A 16,336-nucleotide genomic window follows, 5' to 3' on the forward strand; every position below is an offset into this window, starting at 1 on the left:
TGATCCAATGGTAATAGCTCAAGAAAAAATGACTAAGGTCTGTGTGTTCTTAGAGCAGCATCAATTGCCCCCGACACCACTTAATTATCAAGTTGCGTACACCTATATCAGCAAGTCGCATAACGAGCTCAATCAAACATTAGACTACGCTATCAGGCAAGGTCATAACATCGACAGTATTTTCGTAGAACAACTTTACTTCGAGCATTTAAACCGCAACCATGACATGGAAGCAAACATGCTGAAAAACGTTGATGGTGTGGTAACAAATCTTGCTAATTCAGCACAACAATCTCAGCGTAGTATTACCAATTTTGCAGAGCAAGTGAGCATTTGTGTCAACAGTTTAGATGAACACAATATCGCAAAAACCAAACATGCACTGACTCAGTTGGCCAAACACACAGATGTTATTCTGCAACAACATAAGAAGTTCAAAGAAACACTTCAGAAGACCCGCTTAATGCATCGTGAGGCAAGACAGCAACTTACTAAGCTGCGTAAAGAACAACTGATTGATGTACAAACGGGTTTGTATAAGCGTCATTACTTAAATCAACAAGCGCAACTGTGGATTGCACAAGATAAACCTCTGTGCGCTATTTCAATTCAGATCAATAACCTACATGAGTTTTCTGAAGACTTTGGTGATCTAGTTAGTGAAGTCGTGCTAAATCGTGTGGCGAAAAAGATCCAAAAGTATGTGTTTGAAAGTGGCTTACCCGGACGCACTGCGAAAGATGAGTTTGTGGTGTTAATGTCAGACATTGAACCAGAAACCGCGAATATCATCGCTGAAAAGATCCGCGTCGGTGTAGAAAAACTTAAGTTTGTCAGCTCAAAAAGCGATAAAAACCTACCAAAAGTTGATTTATCTTTCGGCATTGCTAAACGCAATGACGAAGAGAATTTCAATGCCCTAGCGCGCAAAGCAACACATGCAGCACATAAGGCACATTCTCTTCAGCAATCCGCCTTTATTGCGCTGTAACAAACAAAGCCTAAATTTTCGCAAACAAACGCAAATTCATCTGTTATAAATTGCACCTCTTAGCCGCAATCAAGTACACTATGGCTTGAAAATTCAATGCCAAACAATTAGAGAAGCAAAGATGAAAGAGTCGCAACACAATACCACTGACTTTGGTTACAAAACCGTTGACCGCGAAGCAAAAGCCTCTATGGTTGCCGATGTATTCCATTCCGTTGCGGCCAAATATGACATCATGAACGATCTTATGTCGTTTGGTATTCACCGCCTTTGGAAACGCCAAGCTATTGCTTGTGCAGGTGTACGTAAAGGTCATCGCGTTTTAGACCTTGCCGGCGGTACTGGTGACTTAACAGCTAAGTTCAGTCAATTAGTGGGTGACACAGGTCAAGTTATCTTAGGTGACATTAACGACTCTATGCTTAAAGTGGGCCGTGACAAACTGCGTGATTTAGGCCTAGTGAGCAACATTGAATATGTGCAAATGAATGCCGAGGCGCTGCCATTCCCTGATAACAGTGTTGATGTGATCACCATTGCATTTGGTTTACGTAACGTCACAGATAAAGACGCCGCGCTTCGCTCTATGTACCGCATTCTTAAGCCGGGTGGTCGTTTACTGGTATTAGAATTTTCTAAAACAGATAACGAAGCACTTTCAAAGCTATATGATTTCTATTCTTTCAATATTTTGCCAAACATGGGCAAACTGGTTGCCAATGACAGCGAATCTTACCGCTACCTTGCTGAATCAATCCGCATGCACCCAGATCAAGAAACACTTAAAAGCATGATGGAAAACGCGGGCTTCGAACAAGCAACCTATCAAAATATGACAGGTGGCATCGTCGCATTGCACCGAGGCTTTAAGTACTAGGATCGACTATGCTGACGACGCTTGCCTGCGCAGCCATTGAAAATGCGCTTAATCTGCTTTTAGACAAAGAGCCTAACTTAAAGCTAGCGCTTGATCAGGTTAAGCATCAAACCTTGGCTGTTGAAATTCGGGACTGGCATACAACTTATGCGCTCACTTTCACTGGCAGACAGTTTATGCTGTTCAACAACTATCAAGAGCAAGCTGAGTGTAAGATCAGCGCACATTTAGAGACCCTACCTGAGCTCAAAGACCCGAGTGTCATGACGCAACTTATTCGTCAGGACAAACTTGATTTAGAAGGTGACTTACATTTAGCACAGGCCTATAGCGGTGCTTTTGCCAAGTTAGACATTGATTGGGCTGAACATCTCTCTGCTTATATTGGTGATGCCCCAGCGCAACTCATCTTTGAAAAAGGTCAACAAACTAAAGCATGTCTAAGTCACAACGCCACAATCTTTGCGGATACTTTTACGCAACTTATGCAAGATGAGCTGAAAGTTGCAATCCACCCTCTAGAATTACAACAGTTTAAACAGCATACACGCGCCATAAAACAGCATGCTGCGCAACTCGAACAACGAATTGAACAACTTTTAAATCGCTAAGGGAGCCACTTTGTCTGCATCGCGTTTGTATCAAATTACTCGAACCCTTTTACAATACGGGCTTGACGATCTCATTCCAAAAGACAAATTCCCTTGGTTTGCAAAAGCCGCCAGAAATAGCTTATTTTGGCTGCAAAATAAGCACAAAGATAAGCCTCTGGGGTATCGCCTTCGCCTAGCCCTGCAATCTCTTGGCCCGGTTTGGATCAAGTTTGGGCAAATGCTGTCTACACGCCGTGACTTACTGCCTGATGATATCGCCCGAGAGCTTGCTCTTCTACAAGACAAGGTAGAGCCGTTTGAAGGCCATAAGGCACAAAAGCTGATTGAACAAGCGCTAGAAATTAATAGTATTGATGAGCTTTTTGCCAATTTTGAGCAAACCCCATTGGCGTCTGCGTCTATTGCCCAAGTACACACAGCAACCCTAGAGCTAGAGTCAGGCACTCAGGATGTGGTGATTAAGGTCATTCGCCCCGATATCGAAAAACAAATTCATGCCGATTTGTCTTTAATGGCTCAAGTTGCGAAAGTAATCGTCAAGTTTATTGGTGAATCGCGCCGTCTTCGCCCCGTCGAAGTAGTAAAAGAGTATCGTAAAACTTTATTAGATGAACTCGACCTGCAGCGTGAAGGGGCTAATGCCTTGCAACTAAGACGCAACTTTATAGATTCTGACGCGCTCTATATTCCTGAGGTATTCAGCGATTACTCGCGCAAGAATGTGTTGGTGATGGAGCGCATTTACGGTATTCCCGTATCTGATATTGATGCCCTTGAAGCACAAAATACCAATTTAAAGTTGCTCGCTGAGCGTGGTGTTGAAGTCTTTTTTACCCAAGTATTCAGAGACAGCTTCTTTCATGCCGATATGCACCCAGGCAACATTTTTGTCTCACGTGAACACCCTGAAAATCCGAAGTATATTGGTATCGATTGCGGTATTGTCGGTACCCTGAATAAAGAAGACAAGCGCTACCTTGCCGAAAACTTTATTGCCTTCTTTAACCGCGACTATCGCCAAGTCGCACAGCTTCACGTTGATTCGGGCTGGGTGCCTGCCGATACCTGTGTTGAAGAATTTGAATTTGCTATTCGGACGGTGTGCGAACCTATTTTCAACAAGCCCCTTGCTGAAATTTCATTTGGCCATGTGTTGGTTAACTTATTCAATACCGCACGCCGCTTTAATATGGAAGTACAGCCTCAACTGGTATTGCTGCAGAAGACTTTACTGTATGTTGAGGGCTTAGGCAGACAACTCTACCCACAACTCGATCTGTGGCAAACGGCGAAACCTTTCTTGGAGAATTGGGTCAAAGAACAAGTAGGCCCTGTCTCTGTTTTGAAACAAATGTATGCTAACTTACCGTTTTGGGCAGAAAAAATGCCTGAACTGCCAGATTTAATCTATCAAAATCTGAAACAAAAAAAGCAGCATCATATCGTACAGCCTCAGGTCAACTCTCAAAAGCCAATCTTGCTTGGTATGTTGGCGTCGAGCTTACTTATTGTGTCTGGCTTGAGCTTTTTAGCAGAGCAAACAACCTTGAGCACTATCAGCCTGATTGCATCAACGCTTGCATTTCTTGCGGCATGGCGTAAAACAGGGTGATATTTTGCCCACTGGGCGTATAATCAATTTTTATTTATTCTTTTATTTGGAGTCATTATGGGTGTAGGTGGAATTAGTATTTGGCAACTATTGATTATTTTAGCAATCATAGTGCTTTTGTTTGGTACTAAAAAACTACGCGGCATCGGTGGCGATTTAGGTAATGCAGTGAAAGGCTTTAAAAAAGCAGTCTCTGATGAAGACCAAACCAGCAAGCCAGAGCAATTAAAAGACAATAGTCAACAGCAATCCCAGACAGCTGAAGAAAAGCAAAAAGATAAGGTTTAACCCTTATGGGTATGTGGGAATTAGTGGTCGTCCTAATCGTCGGCCTCGTTGTGTTGGGTCCTGAACGTCTACCTGTGGCAATTCGCACTGTTAGTCGCTGGATTAAAACCATAAAATCTGTCGCAAATTCTGTAAAAGCAGAAGTGAATGAAGAGCTTCGTATTCATGAGTTACACAGCAATCTAAAAAAAGCTGAGCAACAAAATATGGAAGACTTAGCGCCTGCGCTCAAAGAGTCAGTAGAAGAACTTAAAAAAGCTGCTGAGTCTGTTCAACACAGCTATAAACAACCCGCTCAACACTCTCCCGTTGAGCAGAAAAACGATAATCAGAAATAACGAGCACCCACTATGTCCGAATCGCTTCAAAGCGGGTTTATTGGCCATTTAATTGAGTTGCGTAATCGCTTAATGAAAGCGTTACTCAGTATTTTGTTGATTTTCATTGCCTTAGTTTACTTTGCCAACGATATTTATGCATTCGTAGCGGCCCCCTTGGTAAGCAGCTTGCCAGAAAATAGCACCATGATCGCCACAGATGTAACGGCACCGTTTTTTGCCCCCTTTAAACTGACATTGTTTGTGTCGCTGTTTGCGGCCATTCCATTTATTTTGCATCAGGTATGGAGCTTTATTGCACCTGGTCTTTATCAGCACGAAAAACGTATGCTGATCCCTATTCTTTTCTCTAGCATCATCTTATTTTACTCAGGCATTGCATTTTGCTACTTCATCGTGATGCCAATTATTCTTGGCTTCTTCACCAGTGTGGGGCCTGAGATGATGACGCTTTCACCAGACATCAGCAGTTATTTAAGTTTCATTTTGAAGTTATTCTTTGCCTTTGGTGTGGCCTTTGAAATCCCCGTGGCCATCATGCTGCTTTGTTGGAGCGGCGCAACCACAACACAAAGTTTAAGAGAAAAGCGCCCATATATAGTGGTTGGTGCTTTTGTTATTGCGATGTTTTTAACACCACCAGATGTTCTATCACAAACTTTACTCGCACTACCTATGCTATTGTTATTTGAGCTTGGTCTCATCTTAGCGGCTTTTTATACAAAAAAAACAACTGAACAACAGGAAGAAGAGCTATGAAAAAAATACTAATGACAACGCTTTTACTACTTTCGGCCTCAGGCTACGCGTCACAAATCAATGTACAAGCTTTAGAAGCATGTAGCTTAGTTGAGAACGATCTAAAGCGCTTAATGTGTTACGACAAAGTCGTTAAGACAAAAAAGAAAGAATTAGAAAAGAGCCCAATTTCAAATCAGCAAACTAGAGAAGTACAACCTAAGCAAGCTAACGATGCATTTGGCCTAGAAAATCAGGTAAAGAAAGAAATTGATGAGATAAGCTCTAGTATTGTAGCGCTTAAACTGCCAAAAATTGGCAGTAGAACCATTACTTTAGGAAATGGCCAAATTTGGAAATTAACAGACACGGATTCATTTAGAGCTAAAATTGGACACAAGGTTATAGTTAAACGCGCGTCTTTAGGATCTTTTTTAATGAAAACAGAAAACTCAAATAAATCCTACAGAGTAAAACGCCTCAAATAATGAATCATTTTTTAATTGACGCTGGTGTTAACCTGAGCAGTAGCCAGTTCGATAAAGATAGGGAAAGCATACTCTCCCGAGCAAAACATGCCGGCATAGACAACATGCTACTTATAGGCTGCTGTTTGCAATCAAGTCACGACAGCCTCTGTTTTGCTGAAGAGTTTTCGTATGTATGTACGGCAGGTATCCATCCCCACGATGCCAAAGATGCCCCCATTGATTTTGCGGATCAAATTAGAGCATTAACAGTGCATCCTGAAGTTGTCGCGATTGGCGAGTGCGGACTCGATTTTAATCGTGATTTCTCTCCTCGCGATGTGCAAAAAACAGTGCTAGAGCAACACCTTTCTCTTGCCGGCGAATTGAATATGCCTGTTTATTTGCACGAAAGAGAAGCTTTTGAAAGTATGCGAAGCTTGTTAGAAAAAGTGTCTGTGAGAGGCGTACTGCATTGTTTCACTGGTGAACGTGAAGCGCTTGAGTATTATCTCGAATACGGGTTGAGTATCGGTATCACAGGCTGGCTATGTGATGAACGTCGTGGCGAGCAACTGCAAAAGCTATTGCCTTTAATTCCTGATGATCGCCTGTTATTAGAGACCGATGCCCCTTATTTACTTCCTCGAAGCTTAAAACCTAAGCCAAAGTCTCGCCGCAACGAGCCCGCATTTTTACACGAAGTTGCCAGGGTTGCTGCGGAGCTTAGAGGGCAAAGTGTTGAGCATGTAGCTAAAATTACAAGCGATAATTTTAATCGATTATTTACTCCCGAAAGGAGTAAATAAAGTGAGAACTTTACTGTCTGTTTTACTCAGCTTTTGCTCTTTTTTGGCGGTTGCTTTTGATATCGATAGCAATTTTACCCAGCACAATCCACTGCCATACTCTTATACTCTAGACGACAGTAATAATTTAAAACAGTTACTCGAAAAACCAATCACTTGGAACAAAAGCCATCAAGATGCGCTTAATTTAGGTAAATCAGACAAACCACTTTGGATTAAAATACCACTGACCAATCAATCAGTGAGTGACATAGATTTACTACTGAGTATTGATAACATTTTGCTGGATAAGGTCACTGCGTATATCGCAACTCAAGATGCATCAATAATCACTTTAGCGCTGGGAGATGCCCTGCCTTTAGTTAAAAGACCAATCAAACACGAGGCTCAATTGGTGCCAATAAAGTTGCTTGCACAACAGCATGCAGTTATTTATTTAAACATCGAGCATCACGGCGCACTCAATGCACCACTCAGTTTATGGCATCCAATTGAATACATTAAATATAAAAGTAAATTCAACTTAATTTATGGCATTTTTGCTGGCTTTATTATTGCCTTGGCACTGATGCACCTGGCTTTATTTTCATTCACTAAAAAACGCTACTTTTTATTTGCGACCGCGTTTATTTCTGTAATTTGGCTCTTAAACATTCATCTTTATGGATTCAGTTATCGCTATTTATATGGCAACTGGCAATGGCTGCAGCAGTATGCACAACCGTTACTGATATTCTTGTCGAGTACTGTATTACTTCCGCTACTACAGCCTTATATCACGGTTAAACCAGCTTTAAAGCTTTTTGCATTGCCTAAAACTGTCATCTTAGCTTGCTTTGTTTTTTTATTATTAACACTTAGCCTTCTGCCTTTAAATCTATCAGTCGCGACCAGCTATACACTGAGCTTTCTTATCATCACATCCTTATTATTGTTATTCATAGCGCAGTGGTTACTTTTTAAAAGAAAAACGCCCGGCTTTATTGTGATGTTTACTTTTATTCTCTTAGCTTTAGGGCATCAAATAAGTTATGAACTGGGCTTTATCTCAGGCTCACAATTAAGCACGCCAGTTAGCTACTTTTGCTATTTCATTGTCAGCCTTATTTTAAGCTTTACATTGGTGAGACAATTTATTCGTGAACGCGACCTTGAAGTAGAAGCGCAACAAGCAAAGCTTGCTCAAAGCCAAGCTCAAGATGCTCTGCTGAACGAAAAGTTAAAACTACAAGAGCAAACTCAGGCGGATCTAGAAGCGCTTGTTGATGAACGTACATTCGAACTACAAGTTACGCTTCGCGAGCTCGAAGATAAAAACCGCGAACTTGAGCAAATGAATATTGAAGATCCACTGACAAAAATCAAAAATCGTCGTTATTTCGATAAACGATTACAAATGGAAGTGCGCCGTTCAAGACGCGAGCAGAGCACTTTAAGTGTCATAATGTTAGATATTGATCATTTCAAAAACATCAATGATACGCATGGGCACTTAAGTGGAGACAAAGCCATTTGTGCTGTTGCTGACATTATAAAATCTCATTTGCAACGCCCCTCAGATGAAGTATTCCGCTACGGTGGGGAAGAGTTCGTGATGTTACTACCCAATACAGAGCTCGAAGGCGCACAAAAAATCGCCGAGCAGATCCGCTCGACCGTCGATGCTTTTCAGTTAAAGCTCGACAAGGCTATCGTTAACTTAACCTTAAGTGCCGGTGTTTATAGTGCCGTCGCCATTGATCCAAAATCACCTCATACTTATACCGACCTTGCTGACAAAGCACTTTATGAAGCTAAGCAACAAGGCCGTAACCAAGTAAGAATCTACCAGCCTTAGGAGAACAAAATGGCTCAATCAGGATTAGATTTATTTCCTTATACCCGTATGCGTCGCATGCGCCGTGATGATTTTTCTCGTCGCCTTATGAGTGAAAACCAGCTTACCGTAAATGACCTGATTTATCCGGTGTTTGTGCTTGAAGGCAAAAACCGCCGTGAAGCCATTGAATCAATGCCTGGCATCGAAAGGCTCTCAATTGACTTGTTAGTTGAAGAAGCTAAAGAGTTAGTCGCATTAGGCGTACCTGCTGTTGCTATTTTCCCTGTGACCCCTGCAGATAAGAAATCACTTCACGCTGAAGAAGCTTATAATCCAGAAGGATTAGCGCAAAGAACGGTTCGCGCATTAAAAACAGCTTGTCCAACGCTTGGCGTTATTACAGACGTGGCACTTGACCCTTTCACCACACATGGCCAAGACGGCATCATTGATGAAACAGGCTATGTGATGAATGACATCACGACTGAAATCTTAGTCAAGCAGGCGCTATCACACGCTGAAGCAGGTGCAGATGTTGTCGCACCGTCAGACATGATGGATGGCCGTATCGGTGCAATTCGTGAAGCACTTGAAGCTGATGGTCACATTCATACTCGTATCATGGCTTATTCAGCTAAGTACGCCTCAAGCTACTATGGCCCGTTCCGTGACGCAGTCGGTTCTGCTGGTAACTTAAAAGGCGCGGATAAAAAGAATTACCAAATGGACCCTGCGAACTCTGATGAAGCTATTCGTGAAGTGGCATTAGATTTACAAGAAGGCGCTGATATGGTGATGGTAAAACCTGGCATGCCATACCTTGATGTGGTTCGTCGCGTGAAAGATGAATTTGGCGTACCAACATTCGCTTATCAAGTAAGTGGTGAGTACGCCATGCATAAAGCAGCGATTGATAACGGCTGGCTTGCAGAAAAGCCATGCATCATGGAATCACTACTGGCATTTAAACGTGCCGGCGCTGATGGCATCTTAACTTACTTTGCAAAACAAGCTGCAATTTGGTTGAATGAGAAATAATCTCTTATAGTTCAAAGAGTGAGCTAGAGTTCTCACTCTTTTTCATCATTTCTGATTAACATTTTTTCATTTTTCTGTAACATACCCCGGGTACGCTAATGTCCCTATTTAGCGAATAATCAAAAATTACACGGGAACAAAATGATTAAAACAAGCTTAAAACCTCTTGCTCTGTTAGTTGCGGCGGCAACTGCACCAGTGCAAGCACAACTTATTATTTCTGAATACGTCGAAGGCAGCTCTAACAATAAAGCAGTAGAGTTATACAATGCCTCGGGTGCTGAATTGTCTCTTGACGGTTACACTATCTCTCTATACTCAAATGGTAATGGTGACTTAGCTGCGCCTACCAAAACTTTAGATTTAACTGGCACACTTGCAGCAAATGCGACTTACGTTATTGTTAATGCAGGCTCTGTTGATGAGTTAAAAGCCAATGCGGATATTGAATCAACAATCACATATTTCAACGGTGATGATGCATTAGTTTTAACTAAAGACGGTGCAATTGTTGATAGCTTTGGTCAACTAGGTGTTGATCCAGGTTCAGCATGGGATGAAGGCGGTGTAACTACAGCCAACAAAACTCTACGCCGTAAAACAAGCATTACTTCTGGTCGTACTGATGCAACTTCTGCATTTAACCCAAGTGAAGAGTGGGAACAGTTCGAGCAAAATGATTTCTCTGGCTTAGGCAGCCATGGCGCTACAGATGGCGGTGACAATGGTGGTGACAACGGCGGTGATACAGGCACAGATCCACTTGTATGTAATGATGCTTACACGACTATCAATGCAATTCAAGGCAATGGCGCTGAGAGCCCATTAAAAGATCAAGTTGTTATCATCGAAGCCGTTGTAACTGCAGACCTACAAGCTGACGACCAATTAAAAGGCTTCTTTGTTCAGTCTTTAGAAAAAGACATGGACACAGATGCTATGACCTCTGAAGGTGTATTTGTTTATTACAAAGACCTAGACGTAAATGTAGGTGACATCGTTCGCTTAGAAGGGTCTGTACAAGAATATTACAGTGCAACACAGATTGGCAATGTTACTCGCGCCGCTAGCTGTGGTACAGCAGACATTAAAGCAGCTCAGTTAACATTACCAGTTGCTGCGATTGATGATTTAGAAGCTTTCGAAGGTATGCTAGTTAGCATCGACCAACAGCTTTACGTAAACAACACATATGGCCTAGGTCGTTACGGTGAAGTTGCACTAGGTACTGAGCGTCTTTATCAAGGCACACAAGTTGCTCGTCCAGGTGCAGATGCCAATGCATTAGAAGCACAAAACTTACTTAAAGAAATCCTTATCGATGATGGCTCGACTCAACAGAACCTTGATCCAAAATATCCTCAAGGTGGCCTGAGCGCATACAACAGCCTACGTCTTGGCGATACAGTAAATAACATCACAGGTGTAGTTGGTTACAGCTTTAGCAAATATCGCATTCACCCAACTATGACGCCTGAATTTGTTAACACCAATGAACGTACTGAAGCACCAGCACTTGAAGGTGAAGGTGATCTTCGTGTAGCAAGCTTCAACGTATTGAACTACTTCAATGGTGACGGTCAAGGCGGTGGTTTCCCTACACCTCGCGGTGCGGATAACGAAGAAGAACTTGTTCGCCAACAAGCTAAACTTGTTTCAGCAATTACAGCACTAGATGCTGATGTGATCGGTTTAATGGAAATCGAGAATGATGGTTTTGGTGAATTCAGCGCGATCGATGACCTAGTAGAAGCCATCAATGCAGAATCTGATCACGAGTATGCATTTGTAAACTTCAATACAGATAAAATCGGTACTGACGATATTACAACAGCAATCATCTACCGTAAGGATATTGTTGAAGAAGCAGGTACAGCAAGCTTCACAACGGCTGCACCATTCGATTACAGCAACCGTCCACCTATCGCACAAAGCTTCCGTAAACTAGATAACAACGAAGAATTTACCGTTGCTGTTGCTCACTTAAAGTCAAAAGGCGGCTGTAAGAGTGCAGAAGGTGATAATGCTGATTTAGGCGACGGCCAAGGCTGTTGGAACGCAATTCGTACAGAAGGTGCAAACAAGTATGCTGATTGGTTAATGTCATATCCTACTGGCAACCAAGATGCTGATATTATCCTTGTTGGTGATATGAATGCGTATGCGATGGAAGATCCAATCAAAGCGTTTGCTGACAAAGGCTTTGCTAACGTTATGAACCACGTTGATGGTGATAACTTCGGTTACTCTTATACTTTCTCAGGCCGTTTAGGTAGCCTTGACCACGCAGTTGCATCTGCAAGCTTATTAGAAAAAGTAACAGATGCGACAGATTGGCATATCAATGCGGATGAGCCAGCTATTTTCGATTACAACACTGAGTACAAGTCTGAAACACAAGTAGCTAACTACTATGCTGATCATGCATACCGCTCTTCAGATCACGACCCAGTTGTTGTTGAAATCAAAACAGTTGCAGGCAAGCCACCAGTAGACCCTCGCCCTATGGTTGAAGCTGGTCAAATTTTCCAAGTGCGTGAAAATTCTCAGATCGGTTATGCGATTGGCAAACTTGCATTTACAGATGCTGATTCAGATGTGTCACCTGTTAAACGTTTCATCGTATCTGGTACTGATTTAGTAGCTATTAACGAACTTGGTTTAATCACAGTTGCAGGTAACTTCGACTATGAATATGAAAACCGTATTCGTTTTATGGTTCAAGCTGAAGATACAGCAGGCAACCTGTCTGACACTGTTGAAGTACAAATTGAAGTGCAAAATGTGGATGACAGTGATGATGAAGATAGCGGTAGCCTAGCATGGTTAAGCTTATTAGCAGCACCATTAACGCTACTTCGCCGTCGTCGTAAGTAAAATTAACTTACAACAAAAATAAAAAATGCGCCTTAGAGCGCATTTTTTATTTATACCAATTTATTCATTTATTTTGAAAGTTGGTATTATAGCGATAGCAAACGCTCTGCTTTAGAAAAGTCAGCATCACTCATCTGCCAAGCGTAAAAATGATGCACTTTGCCATCTTGAGTTTTAACATGTAAAACACCACCAAATAAGCCTGTGCTTTTCTGAATCGACTGAATCGTTTCTTGATGAATGTACTTCACTGTGAAACCTAATCCATAGCTCACACCTGCTTTATCAATATGTACGAACAACTTGTTTGCTTGAACAAGAAATACCATGAGTACACTAAAGATAATCAATAATCCGCCAAACCATTTTAAGTGATGCAAAATAGCAACATCTAAGCGCGATAAAGAAAGAAAAATAAAACCTAAAAGAGAACTTACAGCAAGCAGTAATTTATTTGAGCTTAAATCCACGGTGTGCACAACAACGACTCCATTATACGTATCATACCAATCCTCAAAATAGATCACTTAATTAAGAGAAGATGGCATCACAAAGCAGGTCCTATAAAAGACACAAAATCCTGAGAAGCGGCATAATACGTAGTCACACTGCTTTTTTCAACCATGTTTTATACGAAAATAGAATGAGATATTGCGGGCATAAAAAAACCGCTTGTAAAACAAGCGGTTTTTAAAATCAGATAAAAGAGGCTAATTACTTAGCTGCTTTTTTCTCTTTCTCAGCTGCGATTACAGTGTCAGCAACGTTTTGCGGACATGGTGCATAGTGAGAGAATTCCATTGAGAACTGACCACGACCAGACGTGATAGTACGTAGGTGACCAATGTATCCGAACATTTCAGATAGAGGTACTTCACCCTTGATACGAACGCCCATTGCGCCAGCTTCTTGGTCTTTGATCATACCACGACGACGGTTAAGGTCACCGATTACGTCACCTACGTTGTCATCTGGCGTGAATACGTCAACTTTCATGATTGGCTCAAGAAGTTGTGCACCCGCTTTAGGGATAGACTGACGGAAAGCGCCTTTAGCTGCGATTTCGAATGCGATTGCTGATGAGTCAACTGCGTGGAAACCACCGTCGAATAGCTCAACTTCAACGTCTAATACTGGGAAGCCAGCTAGAACACCTTCTTGCATCATTGATGCAAAGCCTTTCTCAACTGCAGGCCAGAATTCCTTAGGAACGTTACCACCAACAACTGATGAAGAGAACTTGAAGCCTGAACCAACTTCGCCTGGCTTGATGCGGTAATCGATCTTACCGAACTGACCAGAACCACCTGATTGCTTCTTGTGCGTGTAGCTATCTTCAATTTCTTGAGTGATAGTTTCACGGTAAGCAACCTGAGGCTGACCAACAACTAGCTCAACGCCGTAAGTACGCTTAAGGATGTCTACCTTGATGTCTAGGTGTAATTCACCCATACCTTTAAGGATAGTTTCGCCTGAATCTTCGTCAGTCTCAACCTGGAATGACGGATCTTCTGCAACCATCTTACCGATAGCGATACCCATCTTCTCGTTACCACCTTTATCTTTAGGTGCAACAGCGATTGAGATTACTGGATCAGGGAAGATCATCGCTTCAAGTGTACACTCGTGCTTAGGATCACATAGCGTGTGACCTGTTTGAACGTTCTTCATACCAACAACAGCGATGATGTCACCCGCTTGTGCTTCAGTAAGTTCGTTACGCTCGTCAGCTTGCATCTCAACCATACGGCCGATACGCTCTGTTTTACCAGTTGCTGAGTTAAGGATAGTGTCACCTTTCTTCATACGACCAGCGTAGATACGGATGAACGTAAGTGCACCGAAACGGTCGTCCATGATCTTGAACGCAAGCGCTTTAAGTGGCTCATCTGCAGAAACAGTTGCTACTTCACCAGTAGGCTCACCAGTTTCAGGATCAGTTAGAGGCTGTGGATCAACTTCAGTTGGAGACGGTAGGTAGTCAACAACTGCGTCTAGTACTAGCTGCATACCTTTGTTCTTGAATGCAGAACCACAGTATGTAGGGAAGAAAGCAAGGTCACGTGTACCTTTACGGATACAAGCTTTGATTTGCTCTAGTGAAGGTACTTCACCTTCCATGTACGCTTCCATTAGGTCGTCGTCTTGCTCAACAGCAGACTCAACTAGCATCTCATGGTATTCTTCAACTTTGTCTACCATGTCAGCTGGAACGTCAGTTACTTCATAGTTTTCAGGAAGACCAGTCTCATCCCAAACGTATGCTTTTTTCTCTAGTACATCTACAACACCAGTGAACTGGTCTTCGATACCGATAGGAAGAGTCATAACTAGTGGGTTAGCACCAAGTACTTTCTCAACCTGACCAACTACGCGGTAGAAGTCTGCACCCATACGGTCTAGTTTGTTTACGAAGATAACACGTGCTACTTCTGACTCGTTCGCATAACGCCAGTTAGTTTCTGACTGAGGCTCAACACCACCAGAACCACAGAATACACCGATACCGCCATCAAGTACTTTAAGTGAACGGTATACTTCAACTGTGAAGTCAACGTGTCCAGGAGTATCGATAACGTTTAAACGGTGGCCTTTCCACTCACAAGTTACAGCTGCTGACTGGATTGTAATACCACGCTCAGCTTCCTGTTCCATGAAGTCAGTAGTTGACTCACCGTCGTGAACCTCACCAGTTTTGTGAATTTTACCAGTAAGCTTTAGGATACGCTCAGTGGTGGTAGTTTTACCCGCATCAACGTGCGCGAAAATACCAATGTTTCTGTATTTCGATAAATCTGCCATTGTTTTACTCTATTTAAAGTAGAAAATTATTCGGCGGGAGTATACCACCTCTTTTATAGAACATCATCCTAGTTATCGTTTAAAATGCAGACAATTCGCTAAAAAGTGATTTTTTTGAAAGGTTTTTTGCCTCACTCGAGAGAAACTATGCGAATGAGGCGTTGAGGCGTTTAATTTATAGGGGTTTCGGCCATCAATCTCCGTCTATGATATCGCCAATTGAGCCTAAAATTGACCCTTCACCTTGACGACTTCCACCCTGACTTGGTGCATGTTGCATCACTCGGTCGGCGAGTCTAGAGAAAGGTAAACTCTGGATCCACACGGTACCTGTACCCGATAAAGTTGCTAAAAATAGTCCTTCACCGCCAAAGAACATACTTTTTAAGCCGCTAACACGCTCAATATCAAATTCAATGCCTTCGCTGAATCCGACCACACAACCGGTATCCAATTTTAAAGTTTCATTATTCAAACGCTTTTCGATGACCGTACCACCCGCATGCGCAAATGCCATACCATCACCAGTAAGATGCTCCAGTATGAAACCTTCACCACCAAAAAAGCCTGCTCCTAGTTTACGCTGAAATGCGATGTCGACTTTGGTGCCTAGCGCCGCGCATAAGAACGAATCTTTTTGCAAATAAATCGACCCGCCTAGGTTTGCCATATTAAGAGGAATTATCGACCCAGGAAAAGGCGCAGCAAATGCAACGCGCTTTTTACCATGACCGCGATTTGTAAAATGCGTCATAAATAAAGACTCGCCAGTAACCATTCGCTTGCCCGCACTGAACAGCTTACTCATAAAGCCCTGTTCAGGCTCAGAGCCGTCACCCATTTTGGCTTCAAACTCAATGCCGCTTTCCATATAATTCATCGCGCCGGCTTCGGCAATCACGGTCTCATTTGGGTCTAATTCGACTTCGACCATCTGCATTGACTCACCGATTATTTCATAATCAATTTCATGACATCGCATTGTGTAATCCTTCTAGATTGAACTTGATTGTGACTGTTATCTTGCGCCTAAAGAGACCGCTTTTAACAGCCTTAAATTGTAAGC

Annotated in this window: 15 protein-coding genes; 12 read left to right on the forward strand and 3 right to left on the reverse strand. The window is 42.4% G+C overall.

What is annotated here, in order from left to right; all coding sequences use genetic code 11:
• Positions 1-7: 7 nt before the first annotated feature.
• The 12 genes from ACH784_RS16885 to ACH784_RS16940 all read left to right on the forward strand — a co-directional run bounded on the left by ACH784_RS16885 (position 8) and on the right by ACH784_RS16940 (position 12,468).
• Positions 8-991 carry a GGDEF domain-containing protein gene (locus ACH784_RS16885; protein ID WP_404395303.1) on the forward strand — a complete coding sequence of 328 codons (984 nt, stop codon included), beginning with the start codon at positions 8-10 and terminating at the stop codon, positions 989-991.
• A 121-nt stretch (positions 992-1,112) separates the two neighbouring features.
• Entirely contained in the window at positions 1,113-1,868 is a 756-nt protein-coding gene (ubiE, locus tag ACH784_RS16890; protein WP_404392154.1) for a bifunctional demethylmenaquinone methyltransferase/2-methoxy-6-polyprenyl-1,4-benzoquinol methylase UbiE, read from the forward strand.
• An 8-nt stretch (positions 1,869-1,876) separates the two neighbouring features.
• Positions 1,877-2,479, forward strand: a complete 603-nt coding sequence (locus ACH784_RS16895) for an SCP2 domain-containing protein (RefSeq protein WP_404392156.1) — start codon at positions 1,877-1,879, stop codon at positions 2,477-2,479.
• A gap of 10 nt (positions 2,480-2,489) precedes the next feature.
• Positions 2,490-4,094: a ubiquinone biosynthesis regulatory protein kinase UbiB gene (gene ubiB / locus ACH784_RS16900; RefSeq protein ID WP_404392158.1), complete on the forward strand. Its 1,605-nt coding sequence runs from the start codon at positions 2,490-2,492 to the stop codon at positions 4,092-4,094.
• Between the two features lie 57 nt (positions 4,095-4,151).
• Positions 4,152-4,382 (forward strand): Sec-independent protein translocase subunit TatA, encoded by a 231-nt coding sequence (gene tatA, locus ACH784_RS16905; RefSeq protein ID WP_404392160.1) that lies wholly within the window; start codon positions 4,152-4,154, stop codon positions 4,380-4,382.
• Positions 4,383-4,387: 5 nt separating this feature from the next.
• Entirely contained in the window at positions 4,388-4,720 is a 333-nt protein-coding gene (gene tatB, locus ACH784_RS16910) for a Sec-independent protein translocase protein TatB (RefSeq protein ID WP_404392162.1), read from the forward strand.
• A 12-nt stretch (positions 4,721-4,732) separates the two neighbouring features.
• Positions 4,733-5,479: a twin-arginine translocase subunit TatC gene (tatC, locus tag ACH784_RS16915; RefSeq protein ID WP_404392164.1), complete on the forward strand. Its 747-nt coding sequence runs from the start codon at positions 4,733-4,735 to the stop codon at positions 5,477-5,479.
• Complete coding sequence (locus tag ACH784_RS16920) at positions 5,476-5,946, forward strand: hypothetical protein (RefSeq protein ID WP_404392166.1); 471 nt, start codon at positions 5,476-5,478, stop codon at positions 5,944-5,946. The genes tatC and ACH784_RS16920 overlap by 4 nt, the downstream gene beginning before the upstream one ends.
• Positions 5,946-6,734 carry a TatD family hydrolase gene (locus ACH784_RS16925; RefSeq protein WP_404392168.1) on the forward strand — a complete coding sequence of 263 codons (789 nt, stop codon included), beginning with the start codon at positions 5,946-5,948 and terminating at the stop codon, positions 6,732-6,734. Before ACH784_RS16920 ends, ACH784_RS16925 begins: the two co-directional genes overlap by 1 nt.
• 1 nt (position 6,735) lies before the next feature.
• Positions 6,736-8,571: a diguanylate cyclase gene (locus ACH784_RS16930; protein WP_404392170.1), complete on the forward strand. Its 1,836-nt coding sequence runs from the start codon at positions 6,736-6,738 to the stop codon at positions 8,569-8,571.
• Between the two features lie 9 nt (positions 8,572-8,580).
• Positions 8,581-9,591, forward strand: coding sequence for a porphobilinogen synthase (hemB, locus tag ACH784_RS16935; RefSeq protein WP_404392172.1), 1,011 nt, complete (start codon positions 8,581-8,583; stop codon positions 9,589-9,591).
• A gap of 141 nt (positions 9,592-9,732) precedes the next feature.
• Positions 9,733-12,468 carry an ExeM/NucH family extracellular endonuclease gene (locus ACH784_RS16940; protein ID WP_404392174.1) on the forward strand — a complete coding sequence of 912 codons (2,736 nt, stop codon included), beginning with the start codon at positions 9,733-9,735 and terminating at the stop codon, positions 12,466-12,468.
• An 86-nt stretch (positions 12,469-12,554) separates the two neighbouring features.
• On the opposite strand, the gene ACH784_RS16945 is transcribed toward ACH784_RS16940, so the two are convergent.
• From ACH784_RS16945 to ACH784_RS16955, 3 genes are all read right to left on the reverse strand, one after another.
• The gene (locus ACH784_RS16945; RefSeq protein ID WP_404392176.1) at positions 12,555-12,947 is read right to left on the reverse strand and encodes a hypothetical protein; all 393 of its coding nucleotides are present in this window, start codon (positions 12,945-12,947) and stop codon (positions 12,555-12,557) included.
• Between the two features lie 235 nt (positions 12,948-13,182).
• The gene (gene fusA / locus ACH784_RS16950; protein WP_404392178.1) at positions 13,183-15,270 is read right to left on the reverse strand and encodes an elongation factor G; all 2,088 of its coding nucleotides are present in this window, start codon (positions 15,268-15,270) and stop codon (positions 13,183-13,185) included.
• Between the two features lie 193 nt (positions 15,271-15,463).
• Positions 15,464-16,252, reverse strand: a complete 789-nt coding sequence (locus ACH784_RS16955; RefSeq protein WP_404392180.1) for a TIGR00266 family protein — start codon at positions 16,250-16,252, stop codon at positions 15,464-15,466.
• Positions 16,253-16,336 lie beyond the last annotated feature (84 nt).

Origin of the sequence: Pseudoalteromonas phenolica (genome assembly GCF_044788725.1) — a bacterium.
Classification (GTDB): domain Bacteria; phylum Pseudomonadota; class Gammaproteobacteria; order Enterobacterales; family Alteromonadaceae; genus Pseudoalteromonas; species Pseudoalteromonas phenolica_C.

Bases quoted from the DNA above. Each gene is read 5' to 3' on its own strand.
- ACH784_RS16940 (WP_404392174.1), top strand. From the start codon at position 9,733: ATGATTAAAACAAGCTTAAAACCTCTTGCTCTGTTAGTTGCGGCGGCA.
- tatA (WP_404392160.1), top strand. From the start codon at position 4,152: ATGGGTGTAGGTGGAATTAGTATTTGGCAACTATTGATTATTTTAGCA.
- fusA (WP_404392178.1), bottom strand. From the start codon at position 15,270: ATGGCAGATTTATCGAAATACAGAAACATTGGTATTTTCGCGCACGTT.
- tatB (WP_404392162.1), top strand. From the start codon at position 4,388: ATGGGTATGTGGGAATTAGTGGTCGTCCTAATCGTCGGCCTCGTTGTG.
- hemB (WP_404392172.1), top strand. From the start codon at position 8,581: ATGGCTCAATCAGGATTAGATTTATTTCCTTATACCCGTATGCGTCGC.
- ACH784_RS16895 (WP_404392156.1), top strand. From the start codon at position 1,877: ATGCTGACGACGCTTGCCTGCGCAGCCATTGAAAATGCGCTTAATCTG.
- ACH784_RS16885 (WP_404395303.1), top strand. From the start codon at position 8: ATGGTAATAGCTCAAGAAAAAATGACTAAGGTCTGTGTGTTCTTAGAG.
- ACH784_RS16955 (WP_404392180.1), bottom strand. From the start codon at position 16,252: ATGCGATGTCATGAAATTGATTATGAAATAATCGGTGAGTCAATGCAG.
- ACH784_RS16925 (WP_404392168.1), top strand. From the start codon at position 5,946: ATGAATCATTTTTTAATTGACGCTGGTGTTAACCTGAGCAGTAGCCAG.
- ubiE (WP_404392154.1), top strand. From the start codon at position 1,113: ATGAAAGAGTCGCAACACAATACCACTGACTTTGGTTACAAAACCGTT.
- ACH784_RS16920 (WP_404392166.1), top strand. From the start codon at position 5,476: ATGAAAAAAATACTAATGACAACGCTTTTACTACTTTCGGCCTCAGGC.
- tatC (WP_404392164.1), top strand. From the start codon at position 4,733: ATGTCCGAATCGCTTCAAAGCGGGTTTATTGGCCATTTAATTGAGTTG.